The sequence below is a fragment of the Acidovorax sp. ST3 genome, assembly GCF_003231145.1.
GTDB lineage: Bacteria > Pseudomonadota > Gammaproteobacteria > Burkholderiales > Burkholderiaceae_C > Acidovorax.
Map to the genome: position 1 here is coordinate 473449 of NZ_QKVP01000002.1, position 18231 is coordinate 491679.

Sequence of the window (18231 nt, forward strand, 5' to 3'; positions counted from 1 at the left end):
GGACAATAGAGGGATGTCGGACACCACCCATTTGCTCATTCCCTACGCCGCCAGCGCCTCGCCGGGATGCCAGCAAGCCCAACAGGGCCTGGCCCTGCCCCACCTGGACCGGCTGCTGGCCCGGCTCAGCCCCCGCCCCGAATACAACGACACCGGCGAAGAAACCAGCTACTCCGCCCCCCATGAACGTGCCCTGGCCCGCGCCCTGGGCCTGTCTGCTCAGGACGGCCGCATCCCCTGGGCGGCCTGGCACCGCCATCAGCAAGGTCTGACCACCCACGGCGAGGCCTGGGCCTTCGTCACCCCCTGCCAATGGCAGGTCAGCACCGACCACGTCACGCTGCGCGACCCGGCGCAACTGGGCCTGGATGAAGCTGCATCCCGCGCGCTGCTGGGCATCGTCTCGCCCTGGTTTGCCGAGGACGGCATCACCCTGCACTACGACCAACCCACGCGCTGGCTGGCCAGCGGACCGCTGTTTGCCGAGCTGGCCACCGCGTCGCTGGAGCGCGTGCTGCTGCGCGACGTGCGCGCCTGGATGCCCGATGCCAAACAGGCCCGCACCCTGCACCGCCTGCACAGCGAAATGCAGATGCTGCTGTACACCCACGCCTTCAACGAGGAGCGCTCTGCGCAGGGGCTGCCGGTCGTCAACTCGTTTTGGGTGCACGGCACGGGCGCACTGGCTGGCCCACCGCCCGCCACCCCATCCACTCCACCGCCCCACATGCCCACCACCCTGCGGGACGCCGCCTTGCACGACGACTGGCGTGCCTGGGCCAGTGCCTGGGCCGCGCTGGACGCAGGCCCCGTGGCCGATCTGCTGCGCCAGGCCGAAAGCGGCTCGCCCGTGCAGCTGACCCTGTGCGGCGAACGCAATGCGCTGGGCTTCCACACCGCTCCGCGCAGCCTTGTGCAGCGGTTTCAAGGCCTTTTTCGCCCCATGCGCTGGTCGAACATGTTGGTGCAGCTATGAAAATAATAGCCAGAGACATTCCGCCCCGCGCCGCCTGGGCGCTGGAGCAGGCCGGCGTGCACCCGCTGCTGGCACGCCTGTACGCCGCGCGCGGTGTGCAGGCCAAGGACGAGCTGGACGATGGCCTGGGCCGCCTCCTGCCGCCCAGTGGCGACCAGGGCTTGAAGGGCATTGACGCGGCCGCCCGCCTGCTGGCCGATGCCATGGCGCAGAACCAACGGCTCATCATCGTGGCCGACTACGACTGCGACGGCGCCACCGCCTGCGCCGTGGGCGTGCGCGGCCTGCGGCTGCTGGGCGCCCAGAACGTGGACTACCTGGTGCCCGACCGGGTCACCGACGGCTATGGCCTGACCGCGTCCATCGCCCGCCGCGTGGCGGAGCGCGGGACCGATGTACTCATCACCGTGGACAACGGCATCGCCAGCGTGGACGGCGTGGCCGAGGCCAAGGCCCTGGGCCTGCAGGTGCTGGTGACCGATCACCACCTGCCCGGCCCCGAACTGCCCGCCGCCGACGCCATCGTCAACCCCAACCAGCCCGGCTGCCCGTTCGAGAGCAAGTCCATGGCCGGGGTGGGCGTGATGTTTTATGTGCTGCTGGCCTTGCGCGCCGAGCTGCGTGCGCGTGGCGTGTTTGACGCCGCCACCCAGCCCAAGCTCGACCCGTTGCTCACCCTGGTGGCGCTGGGCACCGTGGCCGACGTGGTCAAGCTCGACGCCAACAACCGCCGCCTGGTCGCCCAGGGCCTCAAGCGCATCCGCGCGGGGCAGATGCCCGCGGGCATCGCCGCCCTGTTCCACGCCGCTGGCCGCAAGGCGCCAGTGGCCACCACCTTCGACTTCGGCTTTGCCCTGGGCCCACGCATCAACGCTGCGGGCCGCCTGGCGGACATGACGCTGGGCATTGAATGCCTACTGACCGACGATGCGGGCCGCGCAGCTGAGCTGGCCGCCACACTGGACGGCATCAACCGCGAGCGCCGCGACATTGAAAGCGGCATGCGCGAACAGGCCATGCTGATGGCCGAGAGCCTGTTTGACGAGAGCGAGGAGCCCCCGCCCGCGATCAGCGTGTTCGACCCCCACTTTCACGAAGGCGTGGTCGGCATCGTGGCCAGCCGCATCAAGGACAAGCTGCACCGCCCCACATTCGTGTTTGCAGCCAGCAGCGCGCCGGGCAAGGAGCATGAGCTCAAAGGCTCAGGCCGCTCCATCCCCGGCTTTCACCTGCGCGACGCGCTGGACCTGGTGGCCAAGCGCCACCCGGGCGTGATCCTCAAGTTCGGTGGCCATGCCATGGCGGCAGGTTGCACCGTGGCAGAGGAATCGTTCGACGTGTTCGAGCAGGCGTTTGCCCAGGTCGCGCAGGAATGGCTGGACGCCGCCACCCTCACCCGCCGCATCGAGACAGACGGCCCGCTGGCCCCTGAATACTGCCGCGCCGACATCGTGGACACCCTGCACCGCGAGGTATGGGGCCAGGGCTTTGCGCCCCCGACCTTCAGCGAAGAGGTGCAGATCGTGAGCCAGCGCCTGGTGGGTGAGGCCAAGAACCACCTGTCGCTCAAGCTCATCCACCAGGGCAACCCCGTGGATGCCATCTGGTTCGGTCACACAGAGCAGTTGCCCGCCCGGGTGCTGCTGGCCTTCCGCCTGGATGTGAACGAGTGGAAGGGCGAGCGCAAGGTGCAGTTTTTGGTCGAAGGCGCGCAGGTTTAGCGCGCCACAGCTCAAGCCTGCGTCGGCCCCTGGCTTCGGCGCCTGATCTCCGTGACCGGCTCGCCGCCTTGGCCCCAATTCTCAGGGTCTATCTCGTCAATGATGACGGTGACACTTTCCGGCCGCTTGTCCAGCACCTGCTGCATGAGCTGGGTCACGCCGGCAATCAATGCGGCTTTCTGGGCTGCGGTAGTGGGCACGTCGCGGCGCGCCAGGCGGATGTTGACCAAGGGCATCGGAGAATCCTTTCAAGGTGCACCAAAACAAAAGGCAGCTCACGCTGCCTTGCTGTCAAATCGGCCGGAATACTGATCGCAAAAATAGCTGCCAGCGCTTGATGGTCATGCGCTGGCAGCTATCGATTTAGAAGCTTTCCCAATCATCATCGCCGCCCTGCGCCGCTGCCTTGGCTGCGGGCGCTGGGGCTGGTGCCTTGGCGGCGGGCAGGCGCGCCGGGGCGGGCGCTGGGGGCTTCGGCGCAGCGGCCGACGCCACGCGGGGCGCGCTGGCCGTTGCCTTGGCCACGGCGGGCCGTGGTGAGGGCGACGGTGCAGGTGCTGCAGCGCGGGCCGCCGCCGCCGGCGCCCGGGTGGCCACCGCACCCACATTGAACACCGACACCACCTCCGCCAGGTGCTGCGCCTGGTCGCGCATCGAGGCGGCTGCGGCCGTGGATTCTTCCACCAGCGCCGCGTTCTGTTGTGTCATCTGGTCCAGGTGCGTGACTGCCTGGTTGACCTGCGCGATGCCGTCCCGCTGCTCGGTGGCCGAGGCGGTGATCTCGCCGATCAGGTCGCTCACGCGCTGCACGCTGGCAACAATCTCTTCCATGCTTTGCCCGGCCTGCGCCACCTGGGCTGAGCCAGATTCCACGTTCTCCACGCTGGCACTGATCAGGGTCTTGATCTCCTTGGCGGCCTCGGCGCTGCGCTGGGCCAGGCTGCGCACTTCGCTGGCCACCACCGCAAAGCCCCGGCCTTGCTCGCCCGCACGGGCGGCTTCCACCGCAGCGTTCAGCGCCAGGATGTTGGTCTGGAAAGCAATGCCGTCGATGGTGCCGATGATGTCGCTGATCTTGCGGCTGCTGTCGGTAATTTGCTGCATGCTGGTGACCACCTGGCTCACCACTTCGCCACCCCGCGCTGCCGCCTGGGCGGCCGTGCCAGCGAGCTGGTTAGCCTGGCGAGCCGTGTCGGCCGACTGGCTCACGGTGGCTGTGAGCTGTTCCATGCTGGCTGCCGTCTCTTCCAGGTTGGAGGCCGTCTGCTCGGTGCGCGCCGACAGGTCGTGGTTGCCGTTGGCAATCTCCACCGACGCCGACGACACCGAGTCCACCCCCTGGCGCACTTCGCTCACCACCCCGCGCAGCCGTGCCGACATGGCCGACAGCGAACGCAGCATGTGACCGAACTCGTCCTTGCGGGTGGATTGCAGTTCGCGCGTCAGATCGCCTGCCGCAATGGCATCGATGGTCTCGACCGCTTCGTTCAGCGGCAGGGTGATGGAGCGCACCAGCTTCCAGGCCAGGAACAGGCCGGCCGCCATCAGCACCATGGAGCTGATGATGCCGGTGATGGCGTATTCAATGCGGCGCTGGGTGGCTTCGGCGCGGATCACGTCGCGGCGCTTTTCGAGCGTGGCCACAAAGTCGTCCTGCGCCTTGAGGTACTTGGTGACCAAGGGGGCGAATTCCTCGTCCGCATAGCGCTGGGTGGCCACAGCGTCGCCCGCGCCCTTCAGCTCCCAGGTCTTGGCAGTGGCGGCGAGCACGGCTTTGCGGGCCTCCAGCACCTTGTCGAGCGAGGCTTTTTCCTCGGGCGCGGTGGCAGCCGCCACGATGCCTTCCTGCACCTTGTTGATGTTGCCGATGATCTCCTTCACCTTGGCACCGTATTGCTCAGCCAACACGGAATCCGTGGTCACTGCGCCGCCCATGACCATGGTGACGGCGGTTTCGGTGGCGCCCCGCCAGCGCACGGCAGCCGAAATACGCGCCTCGATCTCGACCACGGCGTCCATGGCCGCCGACATCGACGAGTTGCCCCGGTTCTGCGCAAACGCAGACATCAGCAACATGGCAATCATGAGCCCCAGAAAGGCGCCCCACAGCTTACGGGAGACGCGAATATTGTCGAATTGCATGGCTCTTTTCCTCGTGAGTCGTTCTTCATGGTCGGTCATTCATCGCCATGAAACATTCGATTACATCAAATGCGGGCCATAAGCCTACGCCAGCCTGCGGCCCCGGCAGGCCTCGCAGCCCCCGGGACAAACCCGCATATCCACCGGTACCGACACCATTGCAGTGGCTGACAGCAATGCCCCCGACACAATGACGGCGCAAAGCCTAAAATGGGTTGGTGACTTCCATCCTCAACGCCGACCTGCACTGCCATTCCGTCGTTTCCGACGGAACCCTCACGCCCGAAGACCTGGCCGCGCGGGCCAAAGCCAACGGGGTCGAGCTGTGGGCGTTGACGGACCATGACGAAATCGGCGGCCAGCACCGCGCTGCTGCTGCTGCCCGGGCCCAGGGCATGGCGTACCTCACCGGCACCGAGATTTCGGTCACCTTTGCCGACACCACCGTCCACATCGTCGGCCTGGGCTTTGATCCCGACGACGCCCAACTGGCCCAGGGCCTGGCCGCCACACGCGGCGGGCGCGGCGAACGGGCGCAGGAGATGGCGGCCCAGCTGGCCCAGGTGGGCATCAAGGGTGCCTATGAAGGCGCACTGCAGTTTGTGGGCAACCCGGCCCTCATCTCGCGCACCCATTTCGCGCGGTTTCTGGTCGAAACCGGCGTGTGCAAGGACACCTCCGAGGTGTTTCGCAGGTTCCTGACCGAAGGAAAACCCGGCTATGTGCCCCACCGCTGGGCCAGCCTGGGCGACGCCGTGCGCTGGATCACGCAGGCCGGGGGCATGGCGGTGATCGCCCACCCGGCGCGCTACAAATTCAGCGCCAACGAAGAATTCGCACTGTTCTCGGAATTCAAGCAGCACGGTGGCCGGGCGGTCGAGGTCGTCACCGGCAGCCACAGCGCGGCCGAGTACGTGACCTATGCCGACATGGCGCAGGAGTTTGGCCTGGCCGCATCGCGTGGCAGCGACTTCCACAGCCCCGACGAATCGCATACCGACCTGGGCACACTCCCCTTGCTGCCCGGTGCACTGACCCCCGTGTGGGAACTGCTGTCCGACCGGATTTTGCGATGACCCCGCGCTGCCGCAGCCGCGCCAGCCGCCCCCTGGACGACCTGCCACCCGGCAAGGCACCCACACGCAGCGCCACGCATCACTGAAAACCTGCCCCATGGCCCAGTACTTCGAAGCCCATCCCGACAACCCGCAACCCCGGCTGCTCAAGCAGGCCGCACTGCTGCTGCAAAAGGGCGGTATCGTGGCCGTGCCCACGGACTCCAGCTACGCGCTGGTCTGCCACCTGGACGACAAGGATGCGGTGGACCGCCTGCGCCGCATCCGCCAGGTGGACGAAAAACACCACCTCACCCTGCTGTGCCGCGACCTGTCGGAACTGGCCAACTACGCACGGGTGGACAACCGCCAGTACCGCCTGCTCAAGCTGGGCACGCCGGGGCCCTACACCTTCATCCTTGAAGCCACCAAGGAAGTGCCCCGCCGCGTGAGCCACCCCTCGCGCAAGACCATTGGCCTGCGGGTGCCCGACCGCAAGGGTCTGCAGCTGCTGCTGGAGCTGCACGGCGCCCCGCTGCTGGCCACCACGCTGATCCCAGCGGGCGAGACCGAGCCCCTGAACGACCCGCAGGAAATCCGCGAGCGCTACGAAAAGCTGGTGGACGCCATCGTGGATGCCGGGGCGTGCCCGCTGGAGCCCACGACGGTGGTGGACCTGACCCCCATGGGCACCGGCGGCGACCCGGTGGTGGTGCGCGAAGGCCGGGGCAGCCTGCAGGCGCTGGGGCTGTAAGAGCCCACTAAAAAAGCCCGCTGAAAGAGCCCGCCGCAAGAGCGGCACCACGCCCGATACTTTCGCCGCCGTGCAGCGCGCTTCGCCCTGCCGCCGGTAACGCGCCCTAGAAGGGGGAGCCGCGCGGCGGCTCAGAGACTCATCACAGCTTGAACGCCCCGACCGCCTGCTCCAGATCGCGTGCCTGCGCCGACAGGGCCGACGCCGTGCTCACCGCATGCTGCACCAGCGAGGCCGTCTCCTGTGTGCTGCCGTCCATGTGCGACACGGCCACATTGACATGGCTGATGGCTTCGCTTTGCTCACGCAGGGCAGTGGAGATTTCGCCCAGCAGGGCGCTGACCTGGCCCACGGCGCCGACGATCTCTTCCATGGTCTTGCCCGCCTTGCCCACCTGACCAGCGCCGCTTTCGACCTGTTCGACCGACGCGCTGATCAGCGCCTTGATCTCGCGCGCGGCCACCGCGCTGCGTTGCGCCAGGTTGCGCACCTCGCTGGCCACCACGGCAAAGCCCCGGCCCTGCTCGCCAGCACGCGCGGCCTCCACCGCAGCGTTGAGTGCCAGGATGTTGGTCTGAAAGGCAATGCCTTCGATGACCTGGATGATGTCCACGATCTTGCGCGAGCTGCCGCTGATGGCCTGCATGGTCTGCACCACCTCGCCCACCACCGACCCACCCTGCTCGGCAATGGCCGACGCCTGCACGGCGAGGCCGCTGGCCGAGTGGGCGCGCTCGGCGTTCTGGCGCACGGTGGCCGTGAGCTGCTCCATGCTGGCCGCCGTCTCGGTCAGAGACGACACCTGGTCTTCCGCGCGGCGCGACAGGTCGGTGTTGCCGTGGTCAATGTCTGCCGCAGAAGCGGTGATCGAATCGGTGCTTTGCTTGATGCGGGACACCAGGTCGGTCAGCGTGTCTTCCATGGTGCCCAGCGCACCCAGCAGGCGGCCAAAGTCGCCCTCCAGGTCAGAGTTGAACTCCTGGCTCAGGTCGCCAGACGCCACCGTTTCGGCAATCAGAATGGCCTGGTTGAGCGGCGCCACGATGCTGGCGCGCAGGCTGAGCGTGGCCACCAGGGCCAGCACAAACACCACCACGCTGCAACCGATGACCCAGTTGCGCGCACTTTGCAACTGTGCCAGCGCCGCCTGGGCCGGGGGCGTGGCGCCCTGCAGCGCCTGCTCGGCACCGCCGATGCCGGACAGAGCCATCACCATCAGCAACAGCACCACGAGTGCGAGGCCGCCAAACGCCAGCAACAGGCGAGTTCCGATCTTCAAGTTGTTCCGCATGGCTTCAATGTCTCCAGGCCTGTTGTATGTCTTTGTGGGAGGGGCCGCCACGCAGCGCTGCGCGCCAAAGGGCACGAACTTGCACAAACTGACACGGGCTGCGGGCAAGAGGTTGATGCTAGCAACGAACACCCCGCCTGGAGACCCGTCGGCATACGTACAACCCACAATACGCGGTTGCCGCCAGGCGTCTGAACACCCGCCGGGTCACCCTGGCAACGCCGGGGACAGCGGGGCGTCTGAGACAATCCCGGCGTGGACACCTCCAATCTCATCCAAACCGTTCTGATCTACGCCCTGCCGGTGCTGTTTGCCATCACCGTGCACGAGGCGGCCCATGGCTACGCGGCGCGCCACTTTGGCGACAACACCGCGTACATGATGGGGCGCATCACGCTCAACCCCTTCAAGCACATCGACCCGGTCGGCACCATCCTGATGCCGCTGCTGCTGTACTTTGCAACCTCGGGCGCCTTTTTGTTCGGCTATGCCAAGCCAGTGCCGGTCAACTTCGGCAATCTGCGCAACCCCAAGAAGCACATGGTGTGGGTGGCCCTGGCCGGGCCTGCGTCCAACTTCATCCAGGCCATCGCCTGGGCCGTGCTGCTGGTGGTGCTGGTGGGCACGGGGATCGAGGAGCGCTTCTTCCTGGAAATGGCACGCGCCGGGGTCATGGTCAACCTGGTGATGTGGGCCTTCAACCTGTTTCCGCTGCCACCGCTCGATGGCGGGCGCATTCTGGTGGGCCTGTTGCCCTGGCGGCAGGCGCACATGGTGTCGCGCATCGAGCCCTGGGGCTTTTTCATCGTGATGGGCCTGGTGATCGCCGGGGTGGTGGGCACGCTGTGGCTGCGCCCCCTGATGGCTGTGGGCTACACCGCCATCAACCTGTTACTCACCCCGCTGACGGCCCTGCTGCGCTGAGCGCAGCACAGCTTGCGAGCCTGCCACTTTCTGTTCATTTGATCTGCTGAGTTTTTGTTTCCCATGAGCACCACCCGTTTTCTCACCGGCATCACCACCACCGGCACCCCCCACCTGGGCAACTTCGTCGGCTCCATCCGCCCCTCGGTGGCGGCCAGCCTCACGCCCGGCGTGCAGAGCTTTTACTTTCTGGCCGACTACCACGCGCTCATCAAGTGCGAAGACCCGATGCGCATCCAGCGCTCCACACTGGAGATCGCAGCCAGCTGGCTGGCCGCAGGGCTCAACCCCGAAAAGGTCACCTTCTACCGCCAGTCCGACATTCCCGAGATTCCCGAGTTGACCTGGCTGCTGACCTGCGTGACCGGCAAGGGCGTGCTGAACCGCGCCCACGCCTACAAGGCCAGCGTGGACAAGAACACCGCCGCCGGGCGCGAGCAGGACGACGGTGTGACAGCAGGCCTGTTCATGTACCCGGTGCTGATGGGCGCGGACATTCTGATGTTCAAGGCCCACAAGGTGCCGGTGGGCCGCGACCAGATCCAGCACATCGAGATGGCCCGCGACATGGCAGCCAGCTTCAACCACCTGTACGGCGAGCACTTTGTGCTGCCCGAGGCGGCCATCGACGACCACGTGGCCACGCTGCCCGGGCTGGACGGCCGCAAGATGAGCAAGAGCTACGACAACACCATTCCGCTGTTCAGCTCGCGCGCGCAGTTGCAAAAGCTCATCGGCGGCATCCTGACCGACTCGCGCGCGCCCGGTGAGGCCAAAGAAGTCGAAGGCTCGGCCCTGTTCCAGATCTACCAGGCCTTTGCCACGCCCGAAGAGACCGAGGCCCTGCGCAAGGCCTATGCCGACGGCATTGCCTGGGGCGACGCCAAGCACCTGCTTCTGGAGCGCGTGGACCAGGTGATCGCCCCCATGCGCGCGCAGTACGAGGAACTCATCCACAACCCCGCACGCATCGAACAGACCCTGCTGGCCGGCGCCGAGCGCGCCCGAGCGTTGGCCACGCCCTTCATCCGCGAGTTGCGCAGCGCCGTGGGCCTGCGCAGCCTGGTGCAGGCCAGCACGGCTGCCAAACCGGCCAAGGCCGCCAAAGCTGCGCTGCCCGCCTTCAAGCAGTACCGCGAGGCCGACGGCAAGTTCTACTTCAAGCTCGTGGCCGCCGACGGCCGCCTGCTGCTGCAGAGCACGGGCTTCGACGCGCCCAAGGAGGCCGGCCAGGCCATTGCCCAGTTGCAAAAGGACAGCGCAGCGCTGCAGACCCTGGCCCCGCGCCTGGCACCGGTGGACGGTGTGGACACCGCCGAGGTAACGGCCGCCCTGCAGGCGCTGGCCGAAGCCGCCGCTGCATAAGCTGCGCCCCCCACGCGCACGGCGCGCCCCGCGCAAAGCACACAGCCCGAGCCGCAAGGCTGCGGGCTTTTTTTCACTCTTTCCAATGTCCAAAAAGCTACATTTTTGATAGCTACTCAGGCATATTCCACTAGCGCCACCAGCCAAAAAGGCTTCAAACACCCTTCCATCACCCGGTAAAGGCCCCTCTGCATACTGGGCGCTCCTTCAGTTCCGGTACCGCACCAGGGCCCAGAGCGTGGGGCGCTCTCCGGTGCGCAGCCCGGTCTGCACCGTGCCGGTGAAGCTCCAACGCCGGTCCTGCGACTCCCAGCCATGGGCCAGGGCCAGGCTCCAGCCCGGGGCGCGTTGCACGGTGTTGGCCTCGTCGCTGTAGCGCATGCCGCGCCAGGTCAGGCGCAGCAGCGAAAAGCTGCGCGCCTCGTGCCGCCAAGTGGTCTGGCCCAGCAACACATGGCGGGCAAAGCCGGGCAGCCAACGCCCCTCCAGACCCGCCCCGGTGTTGCGCGATGTGGTGTGGATGTAGCTGCCCAGCACGCTCCAGCGCGGACCCAGCAAATGGTTGACGGACACCGTGGCCTGCGCCAGCTGCCCCTGCCCGAAGAGGGGCGTTTCCTCATAGGTGTTGAGCGTGGTCTGGGCATTGAGCACCACGGGCGCAATGGTGGCCACGTTGTCGAACAGCGCACCCGTGTTCTGTGCAAACAGGCGACCGTTGGCGGCCACGAGGTTGCTGATGCGCTGCCCCGACAGGCTGGCACCCCAGAAGGTGGTGGGGCTGGCCTCCCAGTCCAGTTGCACCGCGTGCTTGCGGGCGTAGCTGCCTGCCAGCAGGTACTGGTTGTCCACGGCAATAGCGCCCGTGGCGACGGGCGACAGGGTGTGCGTGCCGGGCGCCCGCACGCTCTCCTGCCAGGCCCAATGCAGTGCGCGGCCCTGGCCCAGGCGCAGGCTGGCGCCCAGGCGCGGCAGCAGCCGGTGGTGGTGCGCCGCGCCGTCGTCCTGCGCGGGCAGCAGGTCTTGCCCCGTCGCCGTGTCTGCATAGCGGTCGCGCTGCCGGGTGGTGAACCGAGGCCAGTACGCCTCGGCCATCCAGGTCCAGGCACCGCTGCGCCATTCGCCCGCCACCCAGGGCATGTGGTAGCGCTCGGCGTTGGTGCGCGGTGTGGTGATGCCAGGGTCGGAGATGGCGCTGACGGTGTCCCGGTCCACGCGCTCCCAGCCCACACTCAGGCGGTGCGCGCCCCAGAGCACCGTGTGGCGCAGGAACAGGCCATGCTCGTCACTGGCATAGCGGTAGTCCTGCGGGCCCCAGCGCGCATCGTCCAGCACCAGGCCGGAGGTCTGGCGCCCGCTGTGCACCTTGAACCAGGTCTGGCTGTCGGCCGACCAGCGCCACGCAGCGCCCAGGTCGGTGCGGCGGGTGCGCGTCTCGGCGCCGCCGGTGAAGGTGATGCCGTTGCCAAAGTCCAGCCCCTGCGGAAAGCGGTAGCGCAAGGTGGTGTCACTGTGCAGCGCGAACAGCGACAGGCTCTCGTTGGGCCGCACACCCAGCGCCAGATCCACTTCGGGCGATGACAGGCGGTACTGCGTGGCGGCGGGACCTTCGCGGGGCCACATCTGCACGTCGTTGGCCCGCACCAGCCAGGCCACAGGCACGCTGCTGGCAGCGAACCCACGGTAGCCCATGTCAGCCGTGGCGTTGTGGCGCAGCGGGTTGCGCTCGGCACTTACCCCCGCCGATGTTTCGCGGCCTTCCGACAGCAGCAGGGGCGCGCGCTTGTCGCTGGCGCCAAACACGGTGGGGTCGGTGAGGTAGCCCTGGAACAGCTCGGAGCGGCGGCTGAAGTCGCTCTCGTACCGGTCGGCCAGAAAAAAGTGGCTGCCGGCCCACAGCGGGTAGTACGACGCACTGGCGTAGGCCCGTGCCCAGTGCTCCATGCCGAAGTCGCCCAGCGCCTTGCCCAGGTTGGCCGAGCCCTGGCTGTCCGAGGCCAGCGGGTTGAGCGACTTCAGGTAGGGCAGCCGGGTGAGTGCCTCGCGCGCGGCGGCCATGGCCGCCACGGGCTCGCCGCTGTCGTTGCGCAGCATGGCCTCCACCTGCCAGGGCAGCGGGTCCCGCGCATCGGCCAGGCGGGCGCGGTCCAGCGCGTCCAGCGCTGCAGCGCGTTCGCCCAGCGTGTATTCGGCCACCGCCAGCCATACCTGTGCGCGGGCGTATCGCGGCTCGATCACTAGTGCCTTGAGCAGCGCAGTGCGGGCGGCCTCGGCATCGCCTTGCCGCAGCGCCAGCAGTCCGGCAGCCGCCAGGGCCACGTAGTCGTCGCCCGACTGCGCCAGCGCGGCATCCAGGTCGGTACGCGCCTCGGCCAGGCCCAGGGCTTCGATGGCCGCCGTGGCGGCTTCGCCCCGGTAGGCCGCTTGGTCTGGCGCCAGGGCCACGGCCTGGGCCAGGGCACTGCGGGCCGCGCGCAGGTCTCCGCGCTCTTGCAATGCGCGGCCCAGCCCTGCCAGGGCGGCGGCCCGCTGCGCATCGCCCTCCGCGTGGGTCACCGCCTGCCGGTACAAGGCCAGGGCGGCGTCCCCCTGCCCTTGCAGCCGGTGCCAGTCGGCGTCGGCCTGCAGCAATGGCGCAAAGCCGGGCGACGCGGCGCGCGTGGTATCCAGCCAGGTGCGCGCTTCTGGCAGGCGGTCCAGCGCCATCAGCAGGTCGGCGCGGCCCGCAGCGGTACGGGGATCTCGCGTGCGCTGCCAGGCCAGGGCCAGGCGCTGCTGCGCGGCGTCGGGCTGGCCGTCCAGCACCTCCAGGTCCGCCAGGGCCAGCTCGACCACGGCCCCACCATCCCCCTGCGCCGACAGGGCCAGCAACAGGGCACGCGCCTGGGCCCATTGCCCCGCCTGCAATGCGGCGCGAACCTCTGCCAGAGCGGGTGGTGCCGTCTGAACGGGCTGGAACTCGGTCCAACGCGTCAGGTCGCCCGGGTAGGCGGCCACCCACTGCACCCGCTCGCGGGGGTTGACCAGCAGGCGCTTGACGGGCGCCTGGCCGGGCTCGGCCACGCCCTGCTCGGCGGGCCCCAGCTGCACGCTGCCCTGGTCGTTGCGCAACTCGACGGCGCCGGACAGCACGGTGAGCGTGGTCCGCCCCGTTCCGTCCACCTCCACGTCCCAGTCGGTACCCCGCACCACGGCCAGCGCTGCCGGCGTTTGCAGTTGCAGGTTGGCCGGGGCCTTTTTGGTGCGTGCCCACAGACGGCCTGCGGCCAGCTCCAGCAGGGTGCGAGTGGGCTGTGCCTCGCACAGCCGCAACTGCGCGTTGGCCGACATGCGGATCTGCGTGCGGTCCGCCAGCAGCAATGCGGCGGATGACAACGCCAGTGTGCGCATGTCTGCGCCCGGACCTAACGGCTGGGCAAGTGTGGCAGGCAGCCAGGGCTGTGTGCCCGGGGGGCGCGTTTCGCCTTGGCCGCTGAGCGCCACAATTTGCGCAGCCACTGCGTCAGGCGCCAGGGGCAACCCGGCACATTGCGCACTGGCACCGGCAGCCATCCAGGCCGACAGGGCAACACCCACCGGCGTGAGCCACACCAGGCGTGACGGGGAGGACACAGGGGGGATGGGCATGGTGGGCCTCTTTGGGGGAGTCTTGCGCCGGGGACTCAGGTCTTGTCCAGCGCCTGCGCGGTGAATACGGCAGTGGCGCCCGCTACAGGGCCGTCCGCCAGCGTAGTGTCTGCCTGGGCATGCACCCGGGCCTGCCAGCGCAGCGCCTGCCCGTGCCACTGCGGGGCATGTGCGGCCGCGTGCGCGCACGCATCGGCACAGCATTGCAGAGCCTGCGCCCAACGCGCAGCGTGAAGGTGGTCCCGCAGCGTGTGGCTGATGGAGGCCAGCGCGGCGTCGTCACAAGGCGTGTACACGTCCACACCGGTGCTGCGCCCAGTCAGCACCACGGTGTCCAGCCACATTAGTCGGACCTCTGGGGCATCACCTGCTGGCACTGCCTGCAGCGCATCGTGTGTGGCGCCCGACAGGAGGATGCCGGTGCCGAAGGCCTTGTTGGCGCCCTCCAGCCGCGCGGCTGTGTTCACGGCGTCGCCCACGGCGGTGTACGTAAAGCGCTCATGCGACCCGAGGTGCCCTACCGCCGCCTCGCCCGTGTGCAAGCCAATGCGCAGTTGCACCTGCGCAAACGGTGTGCCCCGCCACAGGGCCCGCAGGTCCACCATGTCGGCCTGCATGGCCAGCGCGCAGGCCAGGGCACGGTCTGCGTGCCGGGGGTTGGGCAAAGGCGCGTTCCAGAAGGCCATGACAGCGTCGCCGATGAATTTGTCCAGCGTGCCGCCGTGCTGGTGCACGGTATGGGTCATGCGGGAGAAGTAGGCATTCAGCGCCTGGGCCACGGCCTCGGGCGGCAGGCGCTCGCTGGCGGCGGTGAAGCCTGCCAGGTCAGAGAACAGCAGCGTCAGCACACGGCGCTCGCCATGCAGTTGCGGCTGGGTACCGTCGGCCACCAGGGCATCGACCACGGCGACGGGCACGTAGCGGGCAAAGTCCTCGCGCAGCTGTTCGCGGCGGCGGTGTTCGCGCCAGTAGCTGTCAGCGGCGCCCACGTTCAGGTGCAGGGCCAGGCCCGCTAGCGTGGGCAGTGCCGTCCACCACACCCCTGCCAGGTAGGCCCACAGCCCGCCCAGCAGGGCCAACAGCGCAAGCGCGGCACTGAGCATCACCGCCCGGCCACCGCGCCAGCGCCGGGTCCAGGCGGCCACGCAGCCCACGGCCAGCGCGGCCTGTAGCCAAGGGCCTACCGGGTGGGCGGGTACCACCCAGTCCCCCGCCAAGCCATTGACCAGGGCCGTGGCGTGCACCAGCACGCCGGACTGCGTACCCGCGCCCAGCGCACGCAGGGGCGTGGCGAACTGATCGACCCCGTCCACCGGCGTGTTCTGTCCCAGCAGCACCAGACGCCCCTGTAAAGCCGCAGCCGGTAGCGCCTGGCCGGCCTCCAGCGCCTGGGTGTAGTGGGCGTAGGGCAGCGGGACCTCGGGGGCGTAGTAGCGCAGCAGCGCGCCCGGCGGTGGGGGCTGAAAACTGCGCCCGCCGCTGCGCGCCAGCTCCTGCCACAGGGCATCGCTCCGAGCGGGTGCAAGACGCAGCACGCCATCGTCATCCGGCTGCACCGCCACACTGCCCTGGCGGGCCATGGGAAACACCGAGGGCACGGTCTGCCGGTATTGCGCCACCTGCGAGGTGTTCACCGCCACATCGGCCGCAGCCAGCACCACCGGCATGCGCCCTTGCAGGGCTGCCGCAAGCGCTGCATCGTCCGCAGGGGACTGGGATGCGGCAAACAGCATGTCGATGCCCAGCGCCAAGGCGCCCGCCGCAGACAAGGCCTGCACCAGTTGTGCGTGCAGGCGGCGCGGCAGGGGTGGGGTCAGGTTCAGCGCCGCCAGGCTGGGCTCATCCAGCCCGACCACCAGCACGCCCACGTCGGGCGGCGGCGCAGCGGTCCAGCTGGCCAGCAGGTCATGCTCCAGCCGTTGCAGCGGCGTCCAAACTGGTAAGGCGGGCAGCAGCGCCAGTAAGCCCAGCGCGAGCAGTACCCGCAACGCCCAGGGCCGCCAGGCGTCTTGTGTGACCGGTGCTCGCGTACTTGCCATCCCGCCCCTCCACCGCTGCATGCAGCCGTGCATGCAGCGCCCACTGTAGTGGCTGTGCCTGCGCATGCACAGTGGGGGCTTACACGCATGGCCCACGCTACGAACGCCCCGCATAACACCTATGGGCAGCCACCGGGCATGTGCGTAAACTGGCCTTTTGATCGGCTTGGGAGACTTCCATGAAACTGCTGTGTGCCTCCGTGTCCGTGCTGGCCTTGCTGGCGGGCTGCAATGCAACCAACCCCTACGGCCCCTCGGGCCCCATGGCCTCGGGCCGCGACCGCACCTTCAGCGTGCCGGTGTACGGGCCCGACACGTCCCAGGCGTATGCGGCGGCCAACCGCGAATGCCAGCGCATGGCGCTGCACGCCAAACTGTTGCGCAACGATGGCTCGCGCCTGGTGTTTGAATGCGTGAGCGAGCTGCAGGACAAGCCTTGAGGCCAGCCGCCCCACCTGCGTGCCGTCGCTGGGCGAGCGGTGCAGCCTTGCTGGCGCTGTCCGCGCTGCTGGCGGGCTGCCAGCACACGCCCTCGCCCCCGGCAAGCGCAGCCACGTCGCCCTGGGTCAACAGCCTGGGCATGGCCTTTGTCCGTGTGCCTGCGGGCACTTTCTGGATGGGGGGCGTGCCCCCCATCGAGGCGCTGGAAAAGACCTTCCCGCTACTGGAGCGCAAGCGCCTGACCGACCTGGCAGATGAGTCGCCCGCACACGAGGTGCAGATCACCCGCGACTTCTACCTGGGCCAGCACGAGGTCACCGTGGGGCAGTTCCAGCGCTTCCTGGAGGCGTCTGGCTACCGGCCAGAGTCCGAGGCCGACGGCACCGGGGGCTATGGCTACAACCCTGCCTATGACCCAGCCACCACGCGGCGCGGCGATGCGTTTGAGGGGCGCGACCCGCGCTACTCGTGGCGCAACCCCGGCTTTGCGCAGGGCCCGGACCACCCCGTGGTGAACGTGACCTGGAACGACGCGCAGGCCATGGCCCAGTGGCTCAGTCGCACCGAGGGCCACCGCTACCGCCTGCCCACCGAGGCGGAGTGGGAATACGCCTGCCGTGCAGGCAGCCGCAGCCTGTACCCCCACGGCGACAACCCGCAAGAGCTGGTGTCTGCGGGCAACACCTTCGACCAGGCTGCGGCCCCGCAGTGGCCAAGCTGGCGCCAGCAAGCGCTGGCGGGCAACGATGGGTACGCGTTCACCGCCCCGGTAGGCCGCTTTGCACCCAATGCGTTCGGGCTGTACGACATGCTGGGCAACGCCTGGGAGTGGACGGGCGACTGGCATGGCGACACCTACTACGCCGAGTCCCCACGCAATGACCCCACCGGTCCGGCAGAAGGCAGCGTGCGTGTGCGCCGGGGCGGTTCGTGGCACACCTGGGCGCTCTATGCACGCTGCGGATACCGCAACTGGAACAGCCCGCAGACCCGCTACACCCTTGTCGGCATGCGGCTGGTGCGCGAGATAGCGGCAGAGCCCCCTGCGCGGTAACTACCACGCGCGGGGAGGGTTAACAAATGTCAAAACCCCTCTCGCCCCGCGCGGAGCGCGCCTGCGCCGTGGTAGTTATCGCCAATAATGCCCAGTTCGATTTTGGATGGGGAGAACCATGCGCATAGCCGCTTTGGACGACGATGCGCTTCAGCTGGATCTGATCAAGCAGGCCACGGAGGCGATGGGTCATGTGTGCCACACCCACCTGACCGGTGCGGAGCTGATGCGCACGCTGCGCCGCGAGACCTTTGACCTGCTGATCGTGGACTGGCACCTGCCCGACACCACCGGGCCTGAGGTGGTGCGCTGGGTGCGCCAGAACGTCGCGGCCCGCGTACCCATCCTGTTCGTCACGCACCGCCAAGAAGAGCGCGACATTGTCGAAGGCCTGGGCAGTGGCGCGGACGACTTCATGGTCAAGCCCGTGCGCATCGGCGAACTCAATGCCCGCGTGGCCGCCCTTCTGCGCCGCGCCTACCCCGACAACACCGGCGGCGTGATGGAGTTTGGCCGCTACCGCTTCCTGCCCGAAACCCGGTCCATCGAAATGGACGGAGTGGCGGTGGAGCTGAAGAACCGCGAATACGACCTCGCATTGTTCCTGTTCCAGAACATGGGGCGACTGCTGTCGCGCGACCACCTCAAGGAAGTCGTCTGGGGCCAGGTGGCCGATGTGATGTCGCGCTCGCTGGATACCCACATCTCGCGCCTGCGCACCCTGCTTGACCTGCGCCCCGCCAACGGTTTCATCGTGACAGCGGTGTATGGCGTGGGCTACCGTTTTGAAGCCGTCGAAGGCCAGCACAAAGGCTGACGCAGTACTGCGACGGAGTCTGGCGGGC

The 18231-nt window shown here is 68.3% G+C and carries 14 protein-coding genes; 9 read left to right on the plus strand and 5 right to left on the minus strand.

Features of this window, described 5'->3' with window-relative positions:
- The first annotated feature begins 13 nt into the window (after positions 1–13).
- Positions 14–976 (plus strand): phosphoglycerate mutase, encoded by a 963-nt coding sequence (locus tag DNK89_RS07070; protein WP_110959495.1) that lies wholly within the window; start codon positions 14–16, stop codon positions 974–976.
- Positions 973–2697 carry a single-stranded-DNA-specific exonuclease RecJ gene (recJ, locus tag DNK89_RS07075; RefSeq protein WP_110959496.1) on the plus strand — a complete coding sequence of 575 codons (1725 nt, stop codon included), beginning with the start codon at positions 973–975 and terminating at the stop codon, positions 2695–2697. The genes DNK89_RS07070 and recJ overlap by 4 nt, the downstream gene beginning before the upstream one ends.
- Before the next feature lie 11 nt (positions 2698–2708).
- Here recJ and DNK89_RS07080 read toward each other — a convergent pair whose 3' ends face one another.
- Together DNK89_RS07080 and DNK89_RS07085 are read right to left on the minus strand one after the other, a co-directional pair.
- Positions 2709–2933, minus strand: coding sequence for a 4-oxalocrotonate tautomerase family protein (locus DNK89_RS07080; RefSeq protein WP_110959497.1), 225 nt, complete (start codon positions 2931–2933; stop codon positions 2709–2711).
- Positions 2934–3060: 127 nt separating this feature from the next.
- Positions 3061–4839 (minus strand): methyl-accepting chemotaxis protein, encoded by a 1779-nt coding sequence (locus tag DNK89_RS07085; protein WP_110959498.1) that lies wholly within the window; start codon positions 4837–4839, stop codon positions 3061–3063.
- 218 nt (positions 4840–5057) lie between these two features.
- Here DNK89_RS07085 and DNK89_RS07090 point away from each other — a divergent pair, with 218 nt between their 5' ends.
- Both DNK89_RS07090 and DNK89_RS07095 read left to right on the plus strand, forming a co-directional pair.
- Complete coding sequence (locus DNK89_RS07090) at positions 5058–5915, plus strand: 3',5'-nucleoside bisphosphate phosphatase (RefSeq protein WP_110959833.1); 858 nt, start codon at positions 5058–5060, stop codon at positions 5913–5915.
- Between the two features lie 97 nt (positions 5916–6012).
- Positions 6013–6648: an L-threonylcarbamoyladenylate synthase gene (locus DNK89_RS07095; RefSeq protein ID WP_056060901.1), complete on the plus strand. Its 636-nt coding sequence runs from the start codon at positions 6013–6015 to the stop codon at positions 6646–6648.
- Positions 6649–6790: 142 nt separating this feature from the next.
- Here DNK89_RS07095 and DNK89_RS07100 read toward each other — a convergent pair whose 3' ends face one another.
- On the minus strand, positions 6791–7939 hold the full coding sequence (locus DNK89_RS07100) for a methyl-accepting chemotaxis protein (protein ID WP_110959499.1): 1149 nt from the start codon (positions 7937–7939) through the stop codon (positions 6791–6793).
- Between the two features lie 255 nt (positions 7940–8194).
- Here DNK89_RS07100 and DNK89_RS07105 point away from each other — a divergent pair, with 255 nt between their 5' ends.
- Together DNK89_RS07105 and DNK89_RS07110 are read left to right on the plus strand one after the other, a co-directional pair.
- Positions 8195–8863 (plus strand): site-2 protease family protein, encoded by a 669-nt coding sequence (locus DNK89_RS07105; protein ID WP_099729566.1) that lies wholly within the window; start codon positions 8195–8197, stop codon positions 8861–8863.
- A gap of 63 nt (positions 8864–8926) precedes the next feature.
- Complete coding sequence (locus DNK89_RS07110; RefSeq protein ID WP_110959500.1) at positions 8927–10228, plus strand: tryptophan--tRNA ligase; 1302 nt, start codon at positions 8927–8929, stop codon at positions 10226–10228.
- A 207-nt stretch (positions 10229–10435) separates the two neighbouring features.
- On the opposite strand, the gene DNK89_RS07115 is transcribed toward DNK89_RS07110, so the two are convergent.
- Positions 10436–13852, minus strand: a complete 3417-nt coding sequence (locus DNK89_RS07115) for a FecR domain-containing protein (protein ID WP_161958925.1) — start codon at positions 13850–13852, stop codon at positions 10436–10438.
- A 35-nt stretch (positions 13853–13887) separates the two neighbouring features.
- Entirely contained in the window at positions 13888–15891 is a 2004-nt protein-coding gene (locus tag DNK89_RS07120; RefSeq protein WP_161958926.1) for a CHASE2 domain-containing protein, read from the minus strand.
- 179 nt (positions 15892–16070) lie between these two features.
- On the opposite strand from DNK89_RS07120, the gene DNK89_RS07125 reads away from it, so the two are divergent.
- The 3 genes from DNK89_RS07125 to DNK89_RS07135 all read left to right on the plus strand — a co-directional run bounded on the left by DNK89_RS07125 (position 16071) and on the right by DNK89_RS07135 (position 18203).
- A complete protein-coding gene (locus DNK89_RS07125) occupies positions 16071–16331 on the plus strand; it encodes a hypothetical protein (protein ID WP_110959503.1) in 261 nt (86 codons plus the stop codon).
- 47 nt (positions 16332–16378) lie between these two features.
- Entirely contained in the window at positions 16379–17386 is a 1008-nt protein-coding gene (locus tag DNK89_RS07130; protein WP_203422232.1) for a formylglycine-generating enzyme family protein, read from the plus strand.
- Positions 17387–17504: 118 nt separating this feature from the next.
- A complete protein-coding gene (locus DNK89_RS07135; protein ID WP_110959505.1) occupies positions 17505–18203 on the plus strand; it encodes a response regulator transcription factor in 699 nt (232 codons plus the stop codon).
- Positions 18204–18231: the final 28 nt, after the last annotated feature.